The 16,488-nt window shown below is 64.4% G+C and carries 14 protein-coding genes; 3 read left to right on the top strand and 11 right to left on the bottom strand.

Annotated elements, in window-relative coordinates; translation table 11 throughout:
• The first annotated feature begins 19 nt into the window (after window positions 1-19).
• The gene (locus C4K27_RS11525; protein WP_053260516.1) at window positions 20-1,540 is read left to right on the top strand and encodes an FAD-dependent oxidoreductase; all 1,521 of its coding nucleotides are present in this window, start codon (window positions 20-22) and stop codon (window positions 1,538-1,540) included.
• A 157-nt stretch (window positions 1,541-1,697) separates the two neighbouring features.
• On the opposite strand, the gene hemB is transcribed toward C4K27_RS11525, so the two are convergent.
• Window positions 1,698-2,672: a porphobilinogen synthase gene (gene hemB, locus C4K27_RS11520; protein ID WP_053260515.1), complete on the bottom strand. Its 975-nt coding sequence runs from the start codon at window positions 2,670-2,672 to the stop codon at window positions 1,698-1,700.
• 499 nt (window positions 2,673-3,171) lie between these two features.
• Here hemB and C4K27_RS11515 point away from each other — a divergent pair, with 499 nt between their 5' ends.
• Window positions 3,172-3,714 (top strand): Hsp20/alpha crystallin family protein, encoded by a 543-nt coding sequence (locus C4K27_RS11515; protein ID WP_007932635.1) that lies wholly within the window; start codon window positions 3,172-3,174, stop codon window positions 3,712-3,714.
• 66 nt (window positions 3,715-3,780) lie between these two features.
• Here the strand turns inward: C4K27_RS11515 and C4K27_RS11510 are convergent, their stop codons facing one another.
• The 9 genes from C4K27_RS11510 to C4K27_RS11470 form a co-directional block, all read right to left on the bottom strand.
• Window positions 3,781-4,185, bottom strand: a complete 405-nt coding sequence (locus C4K27_RS11510) for a DUF1801 domain-containing protein (protein WP_125738009.1) — start codon at window positions 4,183-4,185, stop codon at window positions 3,781-3,783.
• Window positions 4,186-4,485: 300 nt separating this feature from the next.
• Entirely contained in the window at window positions 4,486-5,721 is a 1,236-nt protein-coding gene (locus C4K27_RS11505; protein ID WP_037036272.1) for a saccharopine dehydrogenase family protein, read from the bottom strand.
• A 26-nt stretch (window positions 5,722-5,747) separates the two neighbouring features.
• On the bottom strand, window positions 5,748-6,845 hold the full coding sequence (gene nspC, locus C4K27_RS11500; protein WP_053260613.1) for a carboxynorspermidine decarboxylase: 1,098 nt from the start codon (window positions 6,843-6,845) through the stop codon (window positions 5,748-5,750).
• Window positions 6,846-7,081: 236 nt separating this feature from the next.
• On the bottom strand, window positions 7,082-8,590 hold the full coding sequence (locus tag C4K27_RS11495; RefSeq protein WP_053260512.1) for a tripartite tricarboxylate transporter permease: 1,509 nt from the start codon (window positions 8,588-8,590) through the stop codon (window positions 7,082-7,084).
• A gap of 24 nt (window positions 8,591-8,614) precedes the next feature.
• Window positions 8,615-9,109, bottom strand: a complete 495-nt coding sequence (locus tag C4K27_RS11490) for a tripartite tricarboxylate transporter TctB family protein (RefSeq protein WP_053260511.1) — start codon at window positions 9,107-9,109, stop codon at window positions 8,615-8,617.
• 1 nt (window position 9,110) lies between these two features.
• Window positions 9,111-10,082 carry a Bug family tripartite tricarboxylate transporter substrate binding protein gene (locus C4K27_RS11485; protein ID WP_053260510.1) on the bottom strand — a complete coding sequence of 324 codons (972 nt, stop codon included), beginning with the start codon at window positions 10,080-10,082 and terminating at the stop codon, window positions 9,111-9,113.
• 254 nt (window positions 10,083-10,336) lie between these two features.
• Window positions 10,337-11,272: a Ppx/GppA family phosphatase gene (locus tag C4K27_RS11480; protein ID WP_053260509.1), complete on the bottom strand. Its 936-nt coding sequence runs from the start codon at window positions 11,270-11,272 to the stop codon at window positions 10,337-10,339.
• A gap of 298 nt (window positions 11,273-11,570) precedes the next feature.
• Complete coding sequence (cuyB, locus tag C4K27_RS11475; RefSeq protein WP_053260508.1) at window positions 11,571-13,040, bottom strand: cysteate racemase; 1,470 nt, start codon at window positions 13,038-13,040, stop codon at window positions 11,571-11,573.
• A 9-nt stretch (window positions 13,041-13,049) separates the two neighbouring features.
• Complete coding sequence (locus C4K27_RS11470) at window positions 13,050-14,354, bottom strand: dicarboxylate/amino acid:cation symporter (protein WP_053260507.1); 1,305 nt, start codon at window positions 14,352-14,354, stop codon at window positions 13,050-13,052.
• 227 nt (window positions 14,355-14,581) lie between these two features.
• Between C4K27_RS11470 and C4K27_RS11465 the strand changes: the two genes are divergently transcribed.
• A complete protein-coding gene (locus C4K27_RS11465; protein WP_053260506.1) occupies window positions 14,582-15,505 on the top strand; it encodes a LysR substrate-binding domain-containing protein in 924 nt (307 codons plus the stop codon).
• 57 nt (window positions 15,506-15,562) lie between these two features.
• On the opposite strand, the gene C4K27_RS11460 is transcribed toward C4K27_RS11465, so the two are convergent.
• Window positions 15,563-16,405 (bottom strand): PhzF family phenazine biosynthesis protein, encoded by an 843-nt coding sequence (locus tag C4K27_RS11460; protein WP_053260505.1) that lies wholly within the window; start codon window positions 16,403-16,405, stop codon window positions 15,563-15,565.
• Window positions 16,406-16,488 lie beyond the last annotated feature (83 nt).

The following is a 16,488-nucleotide window of genomic DNA, read 5'->3' as shown; positions in this document are numbered from 1 at the left end:
TCTCGACGAGGGCAAGGACATGAACCGCAGCGACGTACTGATCATTGGCGCCGGCCCCACCGGCCTGGTTCTGGCGCTGTGGCTGAGCCGGCAAGGGGTCAAGGTGCGCATCCTCGACCAGACCGCCGGCCCCGGCACCACCTCCCGGGCCCTGGCGGTGCAGGCCCGGACCCTTGAGCTGTACCGCCAGCTGGACCTGACCCAGGCGATCCTCGACCAGGGTCACCGGGTGCCGGCCGCCAACCTCTGGGTCAAGGGCGAACAGGCCGCCCACCTGCCCCTGAGCAGCATCGGCGCCGACCTGACGCCCTACCCCTTCCTGGAAATCTACCCGCAGGACCAGCACGAACAACTGCTGATCGAGCGTCTGCAGCGTTTCGGCGTGACGGTCGAGCGCCAGACCGAACTGCTGGGCTTCATCGACCACGGCCACCTGGTCAGCGCCCAGCTGCGCGGCCCCGACGGCCAGGAGGAAACCTGCCAGGCCTTCTACCTGGCCGGCTGCGACGGCGCCCATTCGACAGTGCGCAAGACCCTGGGCATCGACTTTCCCGGCGGCACCTATCAGCAGGTGTTTTATGTGGCCGATGTCGACGCCCGCGGGCCGGCGCTCAATGGCGAGTTGCACGCGGACCTCGACGAGGCGGACTTCCTCGCGGTCTTTCCGCTGGCCGGCGAAGGCCGGGCACGGCTGATCGGCACGGTGCGCGACGAACGTGCCGAACAGGCGCAAACCCTGAAGTTCGAGGACGTCAGCCGGCGCGCCATGGACAACCTCAAGGTCCAGGTCGACAAGGTCAACTGGTTCTCCACCTACCGCGTGCATCACCGGGTAGCCGAGCGCTTCTTCAGCGGCCGCGCCTTTCTGCTTGGCGATGCCGCCCACGTGCACAGTCCGGCCGGCGGCCAGGGCATGAACACCGGGATCGGCGACGCCATCAACCTGGCCTGGAAGCTCGCCGCGGTGCTCAACGGCAAGGCCGAGGAGCACCTGCTGGCGACCTACGAGTTCGAACGCATCGAATTCGCCCGGCGCCTGGTGGCCACCACCGACCGGGTGTTCAGCTTCGTCACCGCCGACGGGCCGATCGCCAACCTGCTGCGCACCCGCCTGGCGCCGCTGCTGATCCCCAAGGTGACTGCGGTGGAAGCGGCGCGCGAGTTCCTGTTTCGCACGGTGTCGCAGATCACCCTCAACTACCGCGACATGCCCCTGAGCTGCGGCAGCGCCGGCCATGTCCACGGCGGCGATCGCCTGCCCTGGGCCCACGGCGCCGTCACCGACAACTTCGCCAGCCTCGACTACCTGGGGTGGCAGGTGCATGTGTACGGCGTCACCAGCGACGCCCTGCGCGCCTGGTGCGCCGAGCGGCAGATGCCGCTGACGGTGTTCGACTGGGAACCGGCGCACCAGGCCGCTGGCCTCGCGCGCAACGGTTTCTACCTGCTGCGGCCGGACACTTACGTGGCGCTGGCGGAGAAATCGGCGGACCCGAAGGTGCTGGAACGGTATTTCGAGGAGCGCAAGATTACGCTGTGAAGGGGGGGCAGATAAATTCGTCGACGGGATTATGCAGCGCCTGGATTGACGTCATCGCGGGCAAGCCTCGCTCCTATAAAACCTGTAGGAGCGAGGCTTGCCCGCGATAGAGCCCTTGAGGGCGATACATTTACATCTGGTACACCACTGGAGCGCGTCAGATCCCGGCGAGCGCCAGGTCCATCGCGAAGTAGGTGAAGATCAGGTCGGCACCGGCGCGCTTGATCGAGCCCAGGCTTTCACGCACCACCCGCGCTTCGTCGATGGCCCCGGCCTGGGCGCCGAACTTGATCATCGCGTACTCGCCGCTGACCTGGTAAGCCGTCACCGGCAGGCGCGAGGCTTCGCGGATGTCGCGGATGATGTCCAGGTAAGCGCCGGCCGGCTTGACCATCAGCGAGTCCGCGCCTTCCTGTTCGTCCAGCAAGGACTCGCGCACCGCTTCGCGGCGGTTCATCGGGTTCATCTGGTAGCTCTTGCGGTCGCCTTTCAAGGCGCTGCCGCCGGCCTCGCGGAACGGCCCGTAGAGCGCCGAGGCAAACTTGGTGGAATAAGCCATGATCGCGGTCTGGCTGAAGCCGGCCTCGTCCAGGGCGCGGCGGATGGCCTGGACCTGCCCGTCCATGGCCGCCGACGGCGCGATCACATCGGCGCCGGCGCGGGCCGCGGCCACTGCCTGCTTGCCGAGGTTGACCAGGGTCTGGTCGTTGTCCACTTCATGGCCGTGCAGCACGCCGCAGTGGCCATGGTCGGTGTACTCGCAAAAGCAGGTGTCGGACATCACGATCATCTCCGGCACCGCGTCCTTGGCGATCCGCGACATGCGCGACACCAGGCCGTTGTCGTTCCAGGTGTCGCTGCCGTTGCTGTCCAGGTGGTGCGACACGCCGAAGGTCATCACCGACTTGATCCCGGCGCGGGCGTAACGCTCGATCTCCCCGGCCAGCTTCGATTCCGGAATGCGCATCACCCCCGGCATGCTCTTGATCGGCACGAAATCGTCGATCTCTTCCTCGACGAAAATCGGCAGCACCAGGTCGTTGAGGGTGAACTCGGTTTCCTGGAACAGGCTGCGCATCTGTTCGCTGCGGCGCAGGCGACGGGGACGGGCTTGGGGGAACTGGCTGGACATGGGACTTCCTCAGGGCAGGCCAAGTAAGACGAGGCTGGGCGCGAAAAGACCGCAGCCAAAAGAAGCGAAGCTTATGCCCCAAGCCCCGACCGGCACAAATACCGCGTCGCCAAAACTGTGTTTGCGCGTTGGTAACAATGCCGTGAAAGCAGGGGGTTACGCCTGTCAGACAAATGCTCCACGGCGAAACTGTCGCGTCGATTTTCGATCTAAATAAGACACGCAGAGCTGCGCAGGCCGGCCTTGAAGACCAGTGCCTGCGGCACCTGCTCGCCGCGTGTGCAGGACCTTGCGCCCGATAGAAGCGGGCCCGGGCGAATCATCTGCCGGGGACGACATCGAGGATTCCAGTCGAGCTCCCTGGCAGCACATTCGCGCGATGGCTGTCGCGGGCACAAGAACCGGGTTTGCAGGCTGTGAGCCCGGTTGTCGTTCTGTCGTGGCGGGTCGCCACAGGGACGTTCGCGGCCCGCCCCTTGACCCGGGAGGAGAAGCGAAAATGACCAACTCCGTGAAAAAAATGCCGATCCAGACTGAAGACAAGGCCACCCGGCGCTCAAGCATGAGCGACCTGTGGCAACCCCTGGAAAAACTGCGGCAACAGGTCGATCACCTGTTCGATGACTTCAATCGCGGCCCCGGCCTGTCACCCTTCAGCCGCGGGCTGTTCGATGTGGATCCGTTCTGGCGGCGCGAGCTGATCGGCCGCGGCATGCCTGCCGTCGACATCACCGAGAAAGACGAGAGCTTCGAAATCACTGCCGAATTACCCGGCATGGATCAGAAGAATATCGAGATCAAACTCTCCGACGGCAGCCTGATCATCAAGGGTGAAAAGCGCGAGGAAACCCAAGAAAACAGAAAGGGCTACCACCTGAGCGAACGTCATTACGGCTCCTTCGAGCGGGTGTTCAACCTGCCCAAGGGGGTCGATGCCGAAAAGATCGAAGCGAGCTTCAGCAAAGGCGTGCTGAGTATCTCGCTGCCGAAAAAACCCGCCGCCATGACAGCGGACAAGGTCGTGCAGATCAAAGGCGAATGAGCCAGGCCAGCCAGCCCCTTGCCGGGAAAATGGCAAGGGGCTTTTTTTGCCGGCCGGCACACCCGCTCAGCGCGTCGTATTGAGCGCCACGGCCGCCAGGATCAGCGCCTTCAAGGCGGCCTCGTCAATCTTGTCACCCTCATGCAGATCGATCGCCCGTCGGGTATTGCCCTCGAGGCTGGCGTTGAACAGACCCGCCGGATCGTCCAGCGCGGCGCCCTTGGCGAAGGTCAGTTTCACCACGTTCTTGTAGGTCTCGCCGGTGCAGAGGATTCCGTCGTGGGACCACACCGGCACCCCGCGCCACTTCCACTCCTCAATCACCTGCGGGTCGGCCTGGCGGATCAGCCTCCGGACCCGGGCCAGCGTCTCGCCGCGCCAGTCGCCCAGCTCTTCGATGCGCCCGTCTATCAGCTGTGAAGCGCAACCGCTCTGCTCTGCCGGCGTGGCGTCGCTGCTCTGTTTCTTCATCCTGGTCATCCTCTGGAGGGGTCGCCCGACATTTGAGTATCGCTGACGGGGCATTTCCCTCCAGGTAACCGACGAGCGTCACACCGGCAGCGCGGTGCCCGGTTTGTTTTTTGGCATGGGGTTTTCCGTCTTCAGGCGCCGCATGCCCTTGATGCGGGCTTGCTTCTGGCGTCGCTCGGATTCGCTGGCGCCCCTGAGATTGAAGGCAGGAGGCACTTGTCTTGACAGGAGGGAGTAGCGGGAATCGAGAGCCAGGCACGCCATCCATGCGCACCTGGTTTCTTTACAGCGGGGGGTGAATCAGTTCCACGGACGGTCGCCGTGCTCGTCCTTGACCCGGGTCGGCAGGCCCATCAGGTCCAGCGCCTTGAGGAACGGCTCGGCCGGCAGTTCCTCGACGTTGACCATGCGCTGCACGTCCCACTCGCCACGGGCCACCAGCAAGGCCGCGGCCACCGGCGGTACGCCCGCGGTGTAGGAAATACCCTGGCTGTCGGTTTCGGCAAAGGCTTCTTCGTGGCAGGCCACGTTGTAGATGAACACTTCGCGCGGCTGGCCATCCTTGGTGCCCTTGACCAGGTCGCCGATGCAGGTCTTGCCGGTGTAGCCCGGCGCCAGCGAGGCAGGATCGGGCAGCACGGCCTTGACCACTTTCAGCGGCACCACTTCCAGGCCTTCGGCGGTCTTGACCGGTTGCTCGGAGAGCAGGCCGAGGTTCTTGAGCACGGTGAACACGTTGATGTAGTGCTCGCCGAAGCTCATCCAGAAGCGCACGTTGGGCACGTCGAGGTTCTTCGACAGCGAGTGCACTTCATCGTGACCGGTCAGGTACAGGTTCTGCGAACCGACCACCGGCAGGTCGTCGGTACGCTTGACTTCGAACATGGTGTTGCTGGTCCACTGGCTGTCCTGCCAGCTCCACACCTGCCCGGTGAATTCGCGGAAATTGATTTCCGGATCGAAATTGGTGGCGAAATATTTGCCATGGGAACCGGCATTGACGTCGAGAATGTCGATCGAATCAATGCGGTCGAAATACTGTTGCTTGGCCAGGGCCGCATAGGCGTTGACCACGCCCGGATCGAAGCCCACGCCAAGAATGGCGGTGACGTTCTTCTGCTGGCACTCCTCGAGGTGTTTCCACTCGTAGTTGCCATACCAGGGCGGCGTCTCGCAGATCTTGCCCGGTTCTTCGTGAATGGCGGTGTCCAGGTAGGCCACGCCGGTATCGATGCAGGCACGCAGCACCGACATGTTGAGGAAGGCGGAGCCGACGTTGATGACGATCTGCGATTCGGTCTCGCGGATCAGCGCCTTGGTCGCCTCGATATCCAGCGCATTGAGCGCATAGGCCTTGATTTGCGCGGGCTGTTTGAGGCTGCCCTTGGCCTTGACGCTGTCGATGATGGCCTGGCATTTGGAGATGTTGCGCGACGCGATAGCAATACGACCGAGTTCGTCGTTGTGCTGCGCGCACTTGTGGGCCACCACCTTGGCGACACCTCCTGCACCAATGATAAGAACGTTCTTCTTCAATTTCTTTATCTCTCCTTTCCGCCAGCTTACGAGAGGCTGGACAGGTAGTCTTCGAACCCAAATTCACGAACCACCTCGACACTACCGTCGAGTTGTTTCACTACGATGGACGGCATTTTCAGGCCGTTGAACCAGTTTTTCTTGACCATGGTGTAACCCGCCGCGTCAACGAACGACAGCCGATCGCCGATGGTCAGCGGACGATCGAATTGATACTCGCCGAAGATGTCTCCGGCCAGGCAAGACTTGCCGCACACCATGTAGGTGTGTTCGCCCGCGCTGGGGGCCAGCTTGGCGTTCAGGCGATAGATCAGCAGATCGAGCATGTGCGCTTCGATGGAGCTGTCGACCACCGCCAGGTGCTTGCCGTTGTAGAGGGTGTCGAGCACGGTGACTTCCAGCGACGCGCTCTGGGTGATCGCCGCTTCGCCCGGCTCCAGGTAGACCTGCACGCCGTACTTCTCGGAGAACGCCTTGAGGCGCGCGCAGAAGGCGTCCAGGTCGTAGCCTTCGCCGGTGAAGTGGATGCCGCCGCCGAGGCTGACCCATTCGACCTTGTGCAGCAGATGGCCGAAGCGTTCCTCGATGGTGCCCAGCATCTGGTCGAACAGGCCGAAGTCGGCGTTCTCGCAGTTGTTGTGGAACATGAAGCCGGATATCTGCTCGATGACCGCCTCGACCTTCACCGGGTCCCACTCGCCCAGGCGGCTGAACGGACGCGCCGGGTCGGCCAGCAGGTAATCGGAACTGCTCACCTGAGGGTTGACCCGCAGACCGCGGACCTTGCCCGCGGACGCCTCGGCGAAGCGCTGCAGCTGGCCGATGGAGTTGAAGATGATCTTGTCGCAGTTGTCGAGCATCTCTTCGATTTCGTCGTCGGCCCAGGCCACGCTGTAGGCGTGGGTCTCGCCGGCGAACTTCTGCCGGCCGAGCTTGAGCTCGTACAACGACGACGAGGTGGTGCCGTCCATGTACTGCTGCATCAGGTCGAACACCGACCAGGTGGCGAAGCACTTGAGCGCCAGCAGGGCCTTGGCGCCGGACTGCTCGCGCACATAGGCGATCTTCTCCATGTTGCCGAGCAGTTTCTGTTTGTCGATGAGGTAGTACGGCGTTTTGATCATTTCGAGGCCTCCGGCCAGGCCAGCCAAAAAAAGGATGCGCATTGTGCCTTCACTTGCTGCGTATCGAAAGGGCAGAAAGCACCGCTCGCCGGGTCAGTGCCTCGGCACTGTGTCCGGATCGGCGCCGTCGCAGGCAATGGGCCAGGACGCAAACCGCCTGGCAGCCCCTATCCTAGGGGCCCGCCATGACGTTCTGACGTGGCACGCCGCGGTGGCTGGCGCATCGCACCCGCCGCTCAATCATCCTCGTGCAATTTGATGCCCCGGGCGTGCAGCAGGTGGGGCACCACCAGCACCAGCAGGGTCAAGCCGAGGAAGGCCGCGGCGATGGGTTGGGTGACGAAGATCGACCAGTCGCCCTGGCTGATGGACAAGGCGTTGCGCAGTTGTTTTTCCGCCATCGGCCCCAGCAGCATGCCGACGATCACTGGCGCGACGGGGAAGTCGAAACGCCGCATCAGCACCCCGCCCCAACCGATCGCCAGCATCAGCAACAGGTCGAAGGACGAATGGCGCATGCCGTACACGCCGATGGAGGCGAACACCAGAATCCCGGCATTGAGGTACGGCCGCGGGATCTGCAGCAGTTTCACCCAGAGCCCGACCAACGGCAGGTTCAATACCAGCAGGATAACGTTACCGATATACAACGAGGCCACCAGGGTCCAGACCAGCTCACCGGAAGTCTGGAACAGCAGCGGCCCCGGCTGCAGGTTGTAGTTCTGGAACGCCGCCAACAGGATCGCCGCGGTGGCGGAGGTCGGAATGCCCAGGGTCAGCAGCGGCACCAGGGAACCGGTGGCGCTGGCGTTGTTGGCGGCCTCCGGGCCGGCCACCCCTTCGATGGCGCCCGGCCCTTTGCTGGCGGCAAAGTCTTGCGGGTGCTTGCTCAGCTTGCGTTCGGTGGAATAGGACAGGAAGGTCGGGATTTCCGCGCCACCGGCCGGGATCGAGCCGAACGGAAAGCCGATCAGGGTGCCGCGCAGCCAGGCGGGAATCGAGCGTTTCCAGTCCTCGCGGGTCATCCACAAGGACGTCAGGCGATGTCGGCCGGACGCTTCCTCCTTTTGATACAGCAGGCTGTACAAGGCCTCCCCCACGGCAAACAGGCCGACCGCCACCAGCACCACCTCGATGCCATCGACCAGCTCGGGAACGCCCAGGGTGTAGCGGGCAATGCCCGAGGTCGAGTCGAGGCCGATCAGGCCAATGCCCAGGCCGATCCCCAGCGAAGCGAAACCGCGCAGCATGGACGCGCCGAGCACCGCCGACACCGTGGTGAAGGACAGCACCAGGATCGCGAAATACTCCGCGGGGCCGAACTTCAGCGCCAGCATGGCGACGATGGGGGCGAACAGGGTCAGCAGCACCGTGGCGATGGTCCCGGCGAAAAACGAGCCGATCGCCGCGGTGGCCAGGGCCGGCCCGGCGCGGCCGTTGCGGGCCATGAGATTGCCTTCCAGGGCGGTGACCATGGACGACGACTCGCCCGGGGTATTGAGCAGGATCGAGGTGGTCGAACCACCGAACTGCGCGCCGTAATAGATGCCGGCGAACATGATCAGCGCGCCGGTGGGATCGACCTTGGCGGTGATCGGCAACAGCAGCGCCACGGTCAGCGCCGGGCCGATCCCCGGCAACACGCCGATCGCCGTGCCCAGCAGGCAGCCGATAAACCCCCAGAGCAGGTTGATCGGCGCCAGCGCCGCGGAGAAACCTGTCGCCAGGCTCAAGAGAATGTCCACCGTGTGACCTCCTTCGGGCCCGGTTCAGATCCAGGCGTTGACCAGGGGTGGCAGGGCCACGCCCAGCCCGGCGTTGAACAGCCAGTAGATCGGCAGGGTCAGGGCGATGCCGATAGCCAGGTCACGCAGCGGCCGCCGGCTGCCGAAACCCCGGGCCGAGCAGGCGAACAGCAAGCTGGCGGCCAGGACAAAACCGATCAGGTCGATCAGTACGGCAAGCGCCACCAGGCCGGCGGTGACCCAGGCCACGCCCAGCCTGCCACCGGGCAAGGCCTGGGCGGTTTCGTCGTCATGGGCGGCCAGTTCGCGGAAACCGCCGGTACAGGCCTGGTAGCTCAGCAACAGGCCCACGGCGCCGAGGAAGGCGGCGACCGCGCTGGGATAGACATGGGCACCGAGGATGACGAAGCCCATCTCGGGCGGAAAGCGCAAGGCGCCGATGACCAGCGCCAGGCTGATGGCGATCAGCCCCAGGCCAATCGCCAGCTGCGACAGTACGACCCTGCTGCGCCCGGCCATCTCAAAGCAGCCCGACCTTGACCAGCATCGCTCGCAGGCGCAGGTGTTCCTCGTCGACGAACTGGCCGAACTCGTCACCGGTGAGGACGCTCGGCGACCAGGCGTTGGCTTTCACATTGTCCTGCCAGACCTTGCTGTTGGTGGCGGCCAGCACCGCCTCGGTGACTTGCTTGCGCTGCTCGGCGCTGAGGTTGGCCGCGCCATAGACACCGCGCCAGTTGCCGATGATCACGTCGTAGCCCTTCTCCTTGAGGGTCGGCGCATCGATGCCGGGAACGCGCTCCGGAGCGCCGATGGCGAGCAGGCGGAACTGCTTGGACTGCACGTACTTGGCCAGCTCGGCATAACCGCCGGTGATCACCGTGATGTGGCCGCCCAGGGTCGCGGCCACCACTTCGCCGCCGCCGGCGTAGGCGACGTAGTTCACCTTGTTCACCGGCACGTCCATCTTGCTCGCCAGCTCGGCGATGCCGATATGGTCGATGGAACCCTTGGAGCCGCCGCCCCACTTGATGCTGGCCGGGTTGGCCTTGAAGTCCTTGAGCAGGTCGTCGAGGGTCTTGTAGGGCGAATCCTCACGCACCGCCAGCACGTTGTATTCGGTGAACAGCCGGGCGATCGGCGTCACGTCCTTGAGGCTGATCTGCGGCTTGTTCTGCTCCACCGCCGTGACCATGATCGCCCCCACCACCAGCAGCGCATTCGGGTCGCCCTTGGTGCTGTTGGCGAACTGCGCCAGCCCCAGGGTGCCCCCGGCCCCGCCCTTGTTCTCGAAGGTCACGGACTTGGCCGTGCCGGCCTCGAGCAGGGCCTTGCCCAAGACCCGCGCGGTCTGGTCATAACCGCCGCCCACGGAGCCCGGGGCCATGAACTTGACCGTATCCAGGGCAAACGCCGGGGTTGCGAGGGTGAGCGTGGCGAGGCTGGCGGCAAGGGCCATGCCGCGGCTGAATCGACGCAGTGCTGTAAACATCAGGTTTCTCCCGAGACTATTGTTTTTGTTGATACCGGTTGAATGCGCCCAGAGCGTAACCCTGCGGGGCCTGCGGTTAAGTGTAGACGGCCGGCGCTTCGTGGCCGCCAGAGCAGCCTAGCTGAACAAAGCCCCCAGGGCCGGGCGCCGCCGCCAAGGGGCCGCCTGGGGAGGCTTGATTGGGAGGGGTTGGCCGGCATGAAGCCCGGCCGGCTGGAGGAAGGCCAGCCGCTTGTGCGGATAAAGCTAGGTAATCAGTTATTACATATCAGGCCATGCAGCACGCCGAAGCGCAGCCCCGGTTCGGAAGGCGTCATATGGGTGACGCCAAACACCTTGAACGCCGCCAGCATCACCGCCAGGCCGCCGGGCAGGATGCCCAGGCGATGGGATTGCAGCCCGGCCAGCCGCAGGCGCTTGACATGCCCGGCCTCCAGCAGGCGCAACGACAGGCGCAACAGCCCGCCGTAGGTGATGCCGTCCTGGCCATAGTCGTTCAGGCCGTTGGCCTTGAGCACCTTGGCCAGGAACCGGGCGGTGCCCGAGGAGCCTATGGCCTGCTGCCAACCGAGCTGGCGATAACGCCGGGCGACTTTCTCGAACTTCAGGCTGGCCAGGCGCTCGGCTTCCTGCAGGGCATGAGCCGAGACCGCGCCGCCCGGAAAGTAGCGCGCGCCAAAGCTCCCGCTGCCAATGGCGATGCTCTCGGTCAGCAAGGGCTGGGCGCCCTGCCCGAGGATCAACTCGGTGGAACCGCCGCCGATGTCCACCACCAGCCGCATGCTTTCGCTGCCCGGCACGGTATGGGCGACGCCGGCATACACCAGCCGCGCCTCCTCATGCCCGGAAATGACATCGATGCGAAACCCCAGGTGACGCTCGGCGCTGGCCAGAAACAGCGGCGCATTGTCGGCTTCGCGCACGGCGCTGGTGGCCACCGCCCGCACCCGCCCGGCCTCGAAACCGCGCAGCTTCTTGCCAAAGCGCGCCAGTGCCTGCCAGCCCCGGTCCAGCGCCAGCTCGTCCAGGGCGCCCTCCTGGAAGCCCTCCGCCAAGCGCACCGGCTCACGCAGGGTCTTCACTTCCTGGATCATGAACCCCTGGCTGCGCCGGACCGGCTGGCCGATCATCAGGCGAAACGCATTGGACCCAAGATCAATGGCTGCGAACAGAGAGGCGTCGCCTTTCATGGGGGGATTCCTGGCAGGTTCATCGACCGGCAGGCCGCGGCCTGTCGAGCACTCAAGACGGTTTGCGGCGATCTTGCCATGGCGTCGATGACGCCAAGATGACAGCCGCCCGCCTTTTCCAGGCCCACTCCCGCGCACCATGTCCCTGCCTGTGAATCAGGCGCAGGGCGCGGCCGCCGACAACGTCAACACCCTGTCATCATTCTGTCATTTCCCGCGGTGACACTCGGGTTCTACAACGCGTGCTCTCCTTTAAAGCTGCCCCACCCGGCGGCTTTTTTTTGCCCGTGAATCGCGCTCAAGGGCGCGTCGCCAGCTGCACGCAACGGATTGCCAGAATGCTGGTCGGATCCACCAGCGCCACCCGGTAAGCGCCGACCTGGAAATCGGCGCAATGGCTGAGGACCAGCGGCAGCTCGGTGCACCCCAGGATCAGCACCTCGGCCCCCAGCTCGCACAGGTGCTCGGCGGCGAGCAGCAATTGCTCCTTGCAGATGCCGTCGACGAAACCCGCCTTGATCCCGCGCTCGCCGTAGATCGCGCTCATCACCAGTTCCTGATAATCGAAACCCGGCGTGAGCAACGACAGGCCGGCGAGCCGCGCAGCCTCGTGGTAGACCCGGCTCTGCACCGTACCCGAGGTGGCCAGCAGGCCGATGGGCTTGCCTGGACCGTATTGCTCGACGATCGCCTCGACGGTTTCGTTGAGCATGTTGACGATGGGCACTTGCAGGTAAGGCTGGATGCGTTCGACAAAGGCGTGGGCGGTATTGCAGGGTATGGCGATCGCGTTGGCCCCGGCGCTTTCGAGCCGCTTGCAGGTGGCATACATGGCCATGGTCGGGTCGGCCTGGTCGAACAGCAGGCTCGCGGTCCGGTCCGGAATCTGCGGGTTCTGCTCGACCACCATGCGGATATGATCCTGATCCCGATCGGCCGGCGTATGTCGGACCACCTTGGCCATGAAGTCCACGGTGGCCGCCGGCCCCACGCCGCCGACTATGCCGAGCTTGAACGGCGGCCGGGCGGGCTGGCCATCGGCCTGGGTCGCCGCCGCGGCGTAGATCTCGTTGACGTCGAGCAGCGTCACCCCGCGACGCTGCAGGTCGGCGCACACCAGCGACAGCTCGGTCATCCCGGGCACTATCAGGTTCGCTCCCTGTGCCTGCAACGACAGGCAAGCCTGGTACACCCCTTCCAGTGGCACCCCGTCCAGGTGCCCGTCCTTGATTCCGTCCACCCCGTAGATCGCCGCCATCATGGCCTGCTGATCCTGCGGCTCGGGATAGACCAGCTGGAAGTCGGCCCCCAGGTACCGCTCGAAGAGCCCGGCGTACCGCACGAAATCCGAGGCGAGTACGCCCAGGACCGCGCCCGGTTCCAGCACATGGCGGATATGCGCGCTCAGCGCCGCCATCATGTCCAGGATCGGGATGCCCAACTCCTGCTGGATCTCTTCGCGGAAGGTGTGGCTGGCAAAACACGGCAGCATGATCGCGTCCACCCCGCTGCCTTCGAACGACTGGCAGACCTGGAAAACATAGAACTTTCTGGACGTCATGTTCGCGTCGCGGTCCAGCGGCAACAGCAGGTCCTTGAACGGGTGCTGCTCGAACAGGAAGTGATAACGCCCCTGATCGGCCAACACCGCCCGGGACTTCACCAGCTTGAAGAACAGATCGCCGCCGGCCAGGGAGCCCAGTCCCCCTACGATGCCCAGCCTGCTGGCCGGCGCTGGCTTGCGTGTCGGTTTGGATAGGCTTTTCATCGCGGGTTCTCAGGCGGAAACGGAGGAAGGATTCTGCGTGGCCCGCGCCACGCCAAGCGGCGACTCGACGGCATCGGCACTGGGTTCCTCGTTGCCTTCGGCCTTGGCAATCACCGCCGTGGCAATGCTGTTGCCCACCACATTGGTGGCGGTACGCGCCATGTCGAGAAACTGGTCGATGCCGAGGATCAGCAAGATGCCGGCTTCGGGCAGGTTGAACATCGGCAGCGTGGCCGCCACCACCACGATCGACGCCCGCGCGACCCCGGCCATGCCTTTGCTGGTCACCATCAGGGTCAGCAGGATCAACAGCTGCTGGGTGAAACTCAGGTCGACGTTGTAGGCCTGGGCGATAAACATGATGGCAAACGCCTGGTACATCATCGAACCGTCGAGGTTGAACGAGTACCCCAGGGGCAGGACAAAACTCGAGACTCGCTTGGGCGCGCCGAACTTCTCCAGCGCCTCCATGGTTTTCGGGTAGGCCGACTCGCTGCTGGCCGTCGAGAACGCCAGCAGGATGGGTTCCTTGATCAACTTCCCGAGGGTCAGCACCGAGCGCCCGAGAAACAGATAACCGGCGCCGAACAGCACCGCCCAGAGGATCGCGATGCCCAGGTAGAACTCGGCGATCAGCTTACTGTAGTCCAGCAGCAGGCCCAACCCGCCAGTGGTGATCGCCGCGGCAATGGCGGCAAACACACCGATGGGGGCGAAGGCCATGACGTAGTCGGTGATCTTGAACATCACCCTGGCCAGGTCATCCACCAGCGCGGGGATCTGGGTGAACCCCGCCCTCTTCACCGCCGCCAGCGCAAAACCGAAGAACAGCGAGAACACCACGATCTGCAGGATCTCGTTATTGGCCATCGCCTCGGCGATGCTGCGTGGGAAGACGTGTCCGATAAACACCTTGAGGCTGAAATCGCCGGTGCTGATCGCCACCGGGGCGGCACCCGCCTGGCTGGCTTGCAGATCGAGCCCGACCCCGGGCTGGAACAGGTTCACCAGGAGCATGCCGATCAGCAGCGACACCATCGAGGCACTGACGAACCAGGCCATCGCCCGGGTGCCGATACGCCCCACCGAACTCGAACTGCCCATGCTGGCGATGCCGCCCACCAGTGTGGCGAATACCAGCGGCGCGATGATCATCTTGATCATGCGCAAGAAGATGTCGGTGACCATCGAAAAGTACGAGGCGATGTCCCTGGCCTCATTGGCATCCGCTGCAAAACGATGACAAAGCCAGCCCACAAGTACGCCCAAGGCAATACCGCAGGCGATCTGCCGGGGAAGTCGGTTCTTTTTCACGGTGCGTTCCTCAAGTGGTGTTATTGGATTTCTACTTGGCAGGAGAAGGAATCGAAGGCACGGCCACTCGGCGGTGGCGCGTAGTCAGGGCGATTCTAGGGAGCCCGTGAGGCGCAGATGATGAGTAATCGCCATAGCTTGATGCGTTATTGGAATAGTTTCCGAAAGGCCGCGAATATCCGTGATCGGCGGCGTAGACTTTTTCCAGCCATGGTTGAGGATGCGGCATGCAAATCAAGTGGGTGGACGATCTGTTGGCGATCGCCGAGTGCAAGAATTTTTCCAGGGCAGCCGAGATCCGCTGCGTGACCCAATCGGCCCTGTCGAGACGGATCCGCTCGCTGGAGGACTGGGTCGGCGTCGAGTTGGTGGACCGCGGTACCTATCCCATTCAACTGACCCTGGCCGGACAGACCTTTTGCGAACAGGGGCGCGAAGCCTTGTCCTCGTTGCTGGAACTGCGCTCATCGCTACGCCAGGAAGAGCGCATGCCCGGACGCTCGATCCAGGTCACCGCCGGGCACAGCCTGTCGATGACTTTCCTGCCCAAATGGCTGGCGCGGTTCCAGCAGCACAACGAGCCCTTCAATGCCCGGGTGGTGGCAGCCAATATCCATGACGCAGTGATCGCCCTGGCGGAGGGCAATTGCGACCTGATGATCGTCTACCACCATCCCAAAGCGCCGATCCTGCTGGACCACGAAAAGTTCGTCAGCCTGACCCTGGGCCAGGATTCGTTCATCCCGCTGTGCGCGCCGAACCGGCGCGGCGAGCCCCTGCACCGCCTGCCGGGCAAGGCCGGCAAACCGGTACCGCACCTAGCCTATACCGCTACCACTTTTCTCGGCCGGGTGGCCGATATCGTGATCAAGGACAGCCATGTCCCGTGCGTGCTGACGCGCTGTTATGAAGCAGACATGGCGATGCTGCTGATGCGCATGGCCATGGAGGGCTACGGCGTGGCCTGGCTGCCGGAGAGCGCGGTGGCCGAGGAGCTGCAGCACGGGCGCCTGGTCCGGGCCGGCGGCAGCGAGTGGAGCACCCAGCTGGAAATACGTTCGTACTGCTCCAGGGCCAACCAGAACCCAACCATGCTGGAGCTTTGGAAAACCCTGGAAAAAGCCTCGCAGAACCTTGCCGCCCAGGGTTGATGGCCAACCATTCCCCGACACTCAGGGGGGGGGAAGGCCAGCCCCTGCAGCCCTCGCCTACAACGTCAGGCTGCCCTCGATACAGGTCACCACCGAGCCGCCGATCCAGATTTCATCGCCGACCTGCTCGACCTGGATGCGCCCGGCCCGGCCCATGCTCAAACCCTGGCTGACCACGTAGGACGCCGGGGCCAGGCCGGCGCCCAGCAGCCATTGGGCGATGCCGGCGTTGAGGCTGCCGGTGGCCGGGTCTTCCGGCATGCCGTCGCCGGCGATAAAGGCGCGCACTTCGAACTGCGCCGCGTCGCCATCGTGCTCGGGGCTCCAGGGCGCGATCACCCCCACCGCAAGGCCCCTCAGCTGCGAATAGTCGGGTTGCAGGTCGAGCACCTGGCCGCGCTCGGCCAGCAGCACCGCCAGCCAGCCGGCGCCGTTGTCCACCCATTGCGCGTCGAGAATGGCCCCGGGTGCCAGCCTCAGGCCCTGGCGCACCTGCTCCAGCAACCCGTCATCGACCGGGCCGGACTTGAGCAAAGGCGGCGCGAGAAACGCCAGCTCGGCGCCGTTGCGGCGAATGCGCACCAGGCCGACCGCGCATTCCTGGACGATCTCCTCGCCCTTGGGCACGCCGCCGGCTTCCAGCCAGGCATGGCAACTGCCGAGGGTCGGATGGCCGGCGAACGGCAGTTCCTGCAGGGTGGTGAAAATCCGCAGGCGGTAATCAGCCCGCGGGTCGCGAGGTTCGAGGAGGAACGTGGTTTCGCTGAGGTTGGTCCAGTTGGCGAACGCCGCCATGCGCGCGTCGCTCAACTCATCGGCGCCGAACACCACCGCCAGCGGGTTGCCCTTGAGCGGCTGGTTGCTGAAGACATCTACTTGCTTGAAATCGAAGCGGCTCATTACGGGTCCTTGTCTGAATGAACACGGCCAGGCCTGGAACCGGCCTGACCTGCAAAAAAGCTCACCTGTAGCCGCTGGCGAAG

The organism is Pseudomonas chlororaphis subsp. chlororaphis, from assembly GCF_003945765.1.
GTDB lineage: Bacteria > Pseudomonadota > Gammaproteobacteria > Pseudomonadales > Pseudomonadaceae > Aquipseudomonas > Aquipseudomonas chlororaphis.
The sequence above is the reverse complement of the archived record's forward strand: the minus strand, read 5'-3'. Positions and strand labels throughout refer to the sequence as shown.

What these genes read in the sequence shown, in the direction of transcription:
- C4K27_RS11460 (WP_053260505.1), bottom strand. Translation starts at nt 16,405, where the DNA reads ATGAGCCGCTTCGATTTCAAGCAAGTAGATGTCTTCAGCAACCAGCCG.
- C4K27_RS11515 (WP_007932635.1), top strand. Translation starts at nt 3,172, where the DNA reads ATGACCAACTCCGTGAAAAAAATGCCGATCCAGACTGAAGACAAGGCC.
- hemB (WP_053260515.1), bottom strand. Translation starts at nt 2,672, where the DNA reads ATGTCCAGCCAGTTCCCCCAAGCCCGTCCCCGTCGCCTGCGCCGCAGC.
- C4K27_RS11485 (WP_053260510.1), bottom strand. Translation starts at nt 10,082, where the DNA reads ATGTTTACAGCACTGCGTCGATTCAGCCGCGGCATGGCCCTTGCCGCC.
- C4K27_RS11525 (WP_053260516.1), top strand. Translation starts at nt 20, where the DNA reads ATGAACCGCAGCGACGTACTGATCATTGGCGCCGGCCCCACCGGCCTG.
- cuyB (WP_053260508.1), bottom strand. Translation starts at nt 13,040, where the DNA reads ATGAAAAGCCTATCCAAACCGACACGCAAGCCAGCGCCGGCCAGCAGG.
- C4K27_RS11510 (WP_125738009.1), bottom strand. Translation starts at nt 4,185, where the DNA reads ATGAAGAAACAGAGCAGCGACGCCACGCCGGCAGAGCAGAGCGGTTGC.
- C4K27_RS11490 (WP_053260511.1), bottom strand. Translation starts at nt 9,109, where the DNA reads ATGGCCGGGCGCAGCAGGGTCGTACTGTCGCAGCTGGCGATTGGCCTG.
- C4K27_RS11480 (WP_053260509.1), bottom strand. Translation starts at nt 11,272, where the DNA reads ATGAAAGGCGACGCCTCTCTGTTCGCAGCCATTGATCTTGGGTCCAAT.
- nspC (WP_053260613.1), bottom strand. Translation starts at nt 6,845, where the DNA reads ATGATCAAAACGCCGTACTACCTCATCGACAAACAGAAACTGCTCGGC.
- C4K27_RS11465 (WP_053260506.1), top strand. Translation starts at nt 14,582, where the DNA reads ATGCAAATCAAGTGGGTGGACGATCTGTTGGCGATCGCCGAGTGCAAG.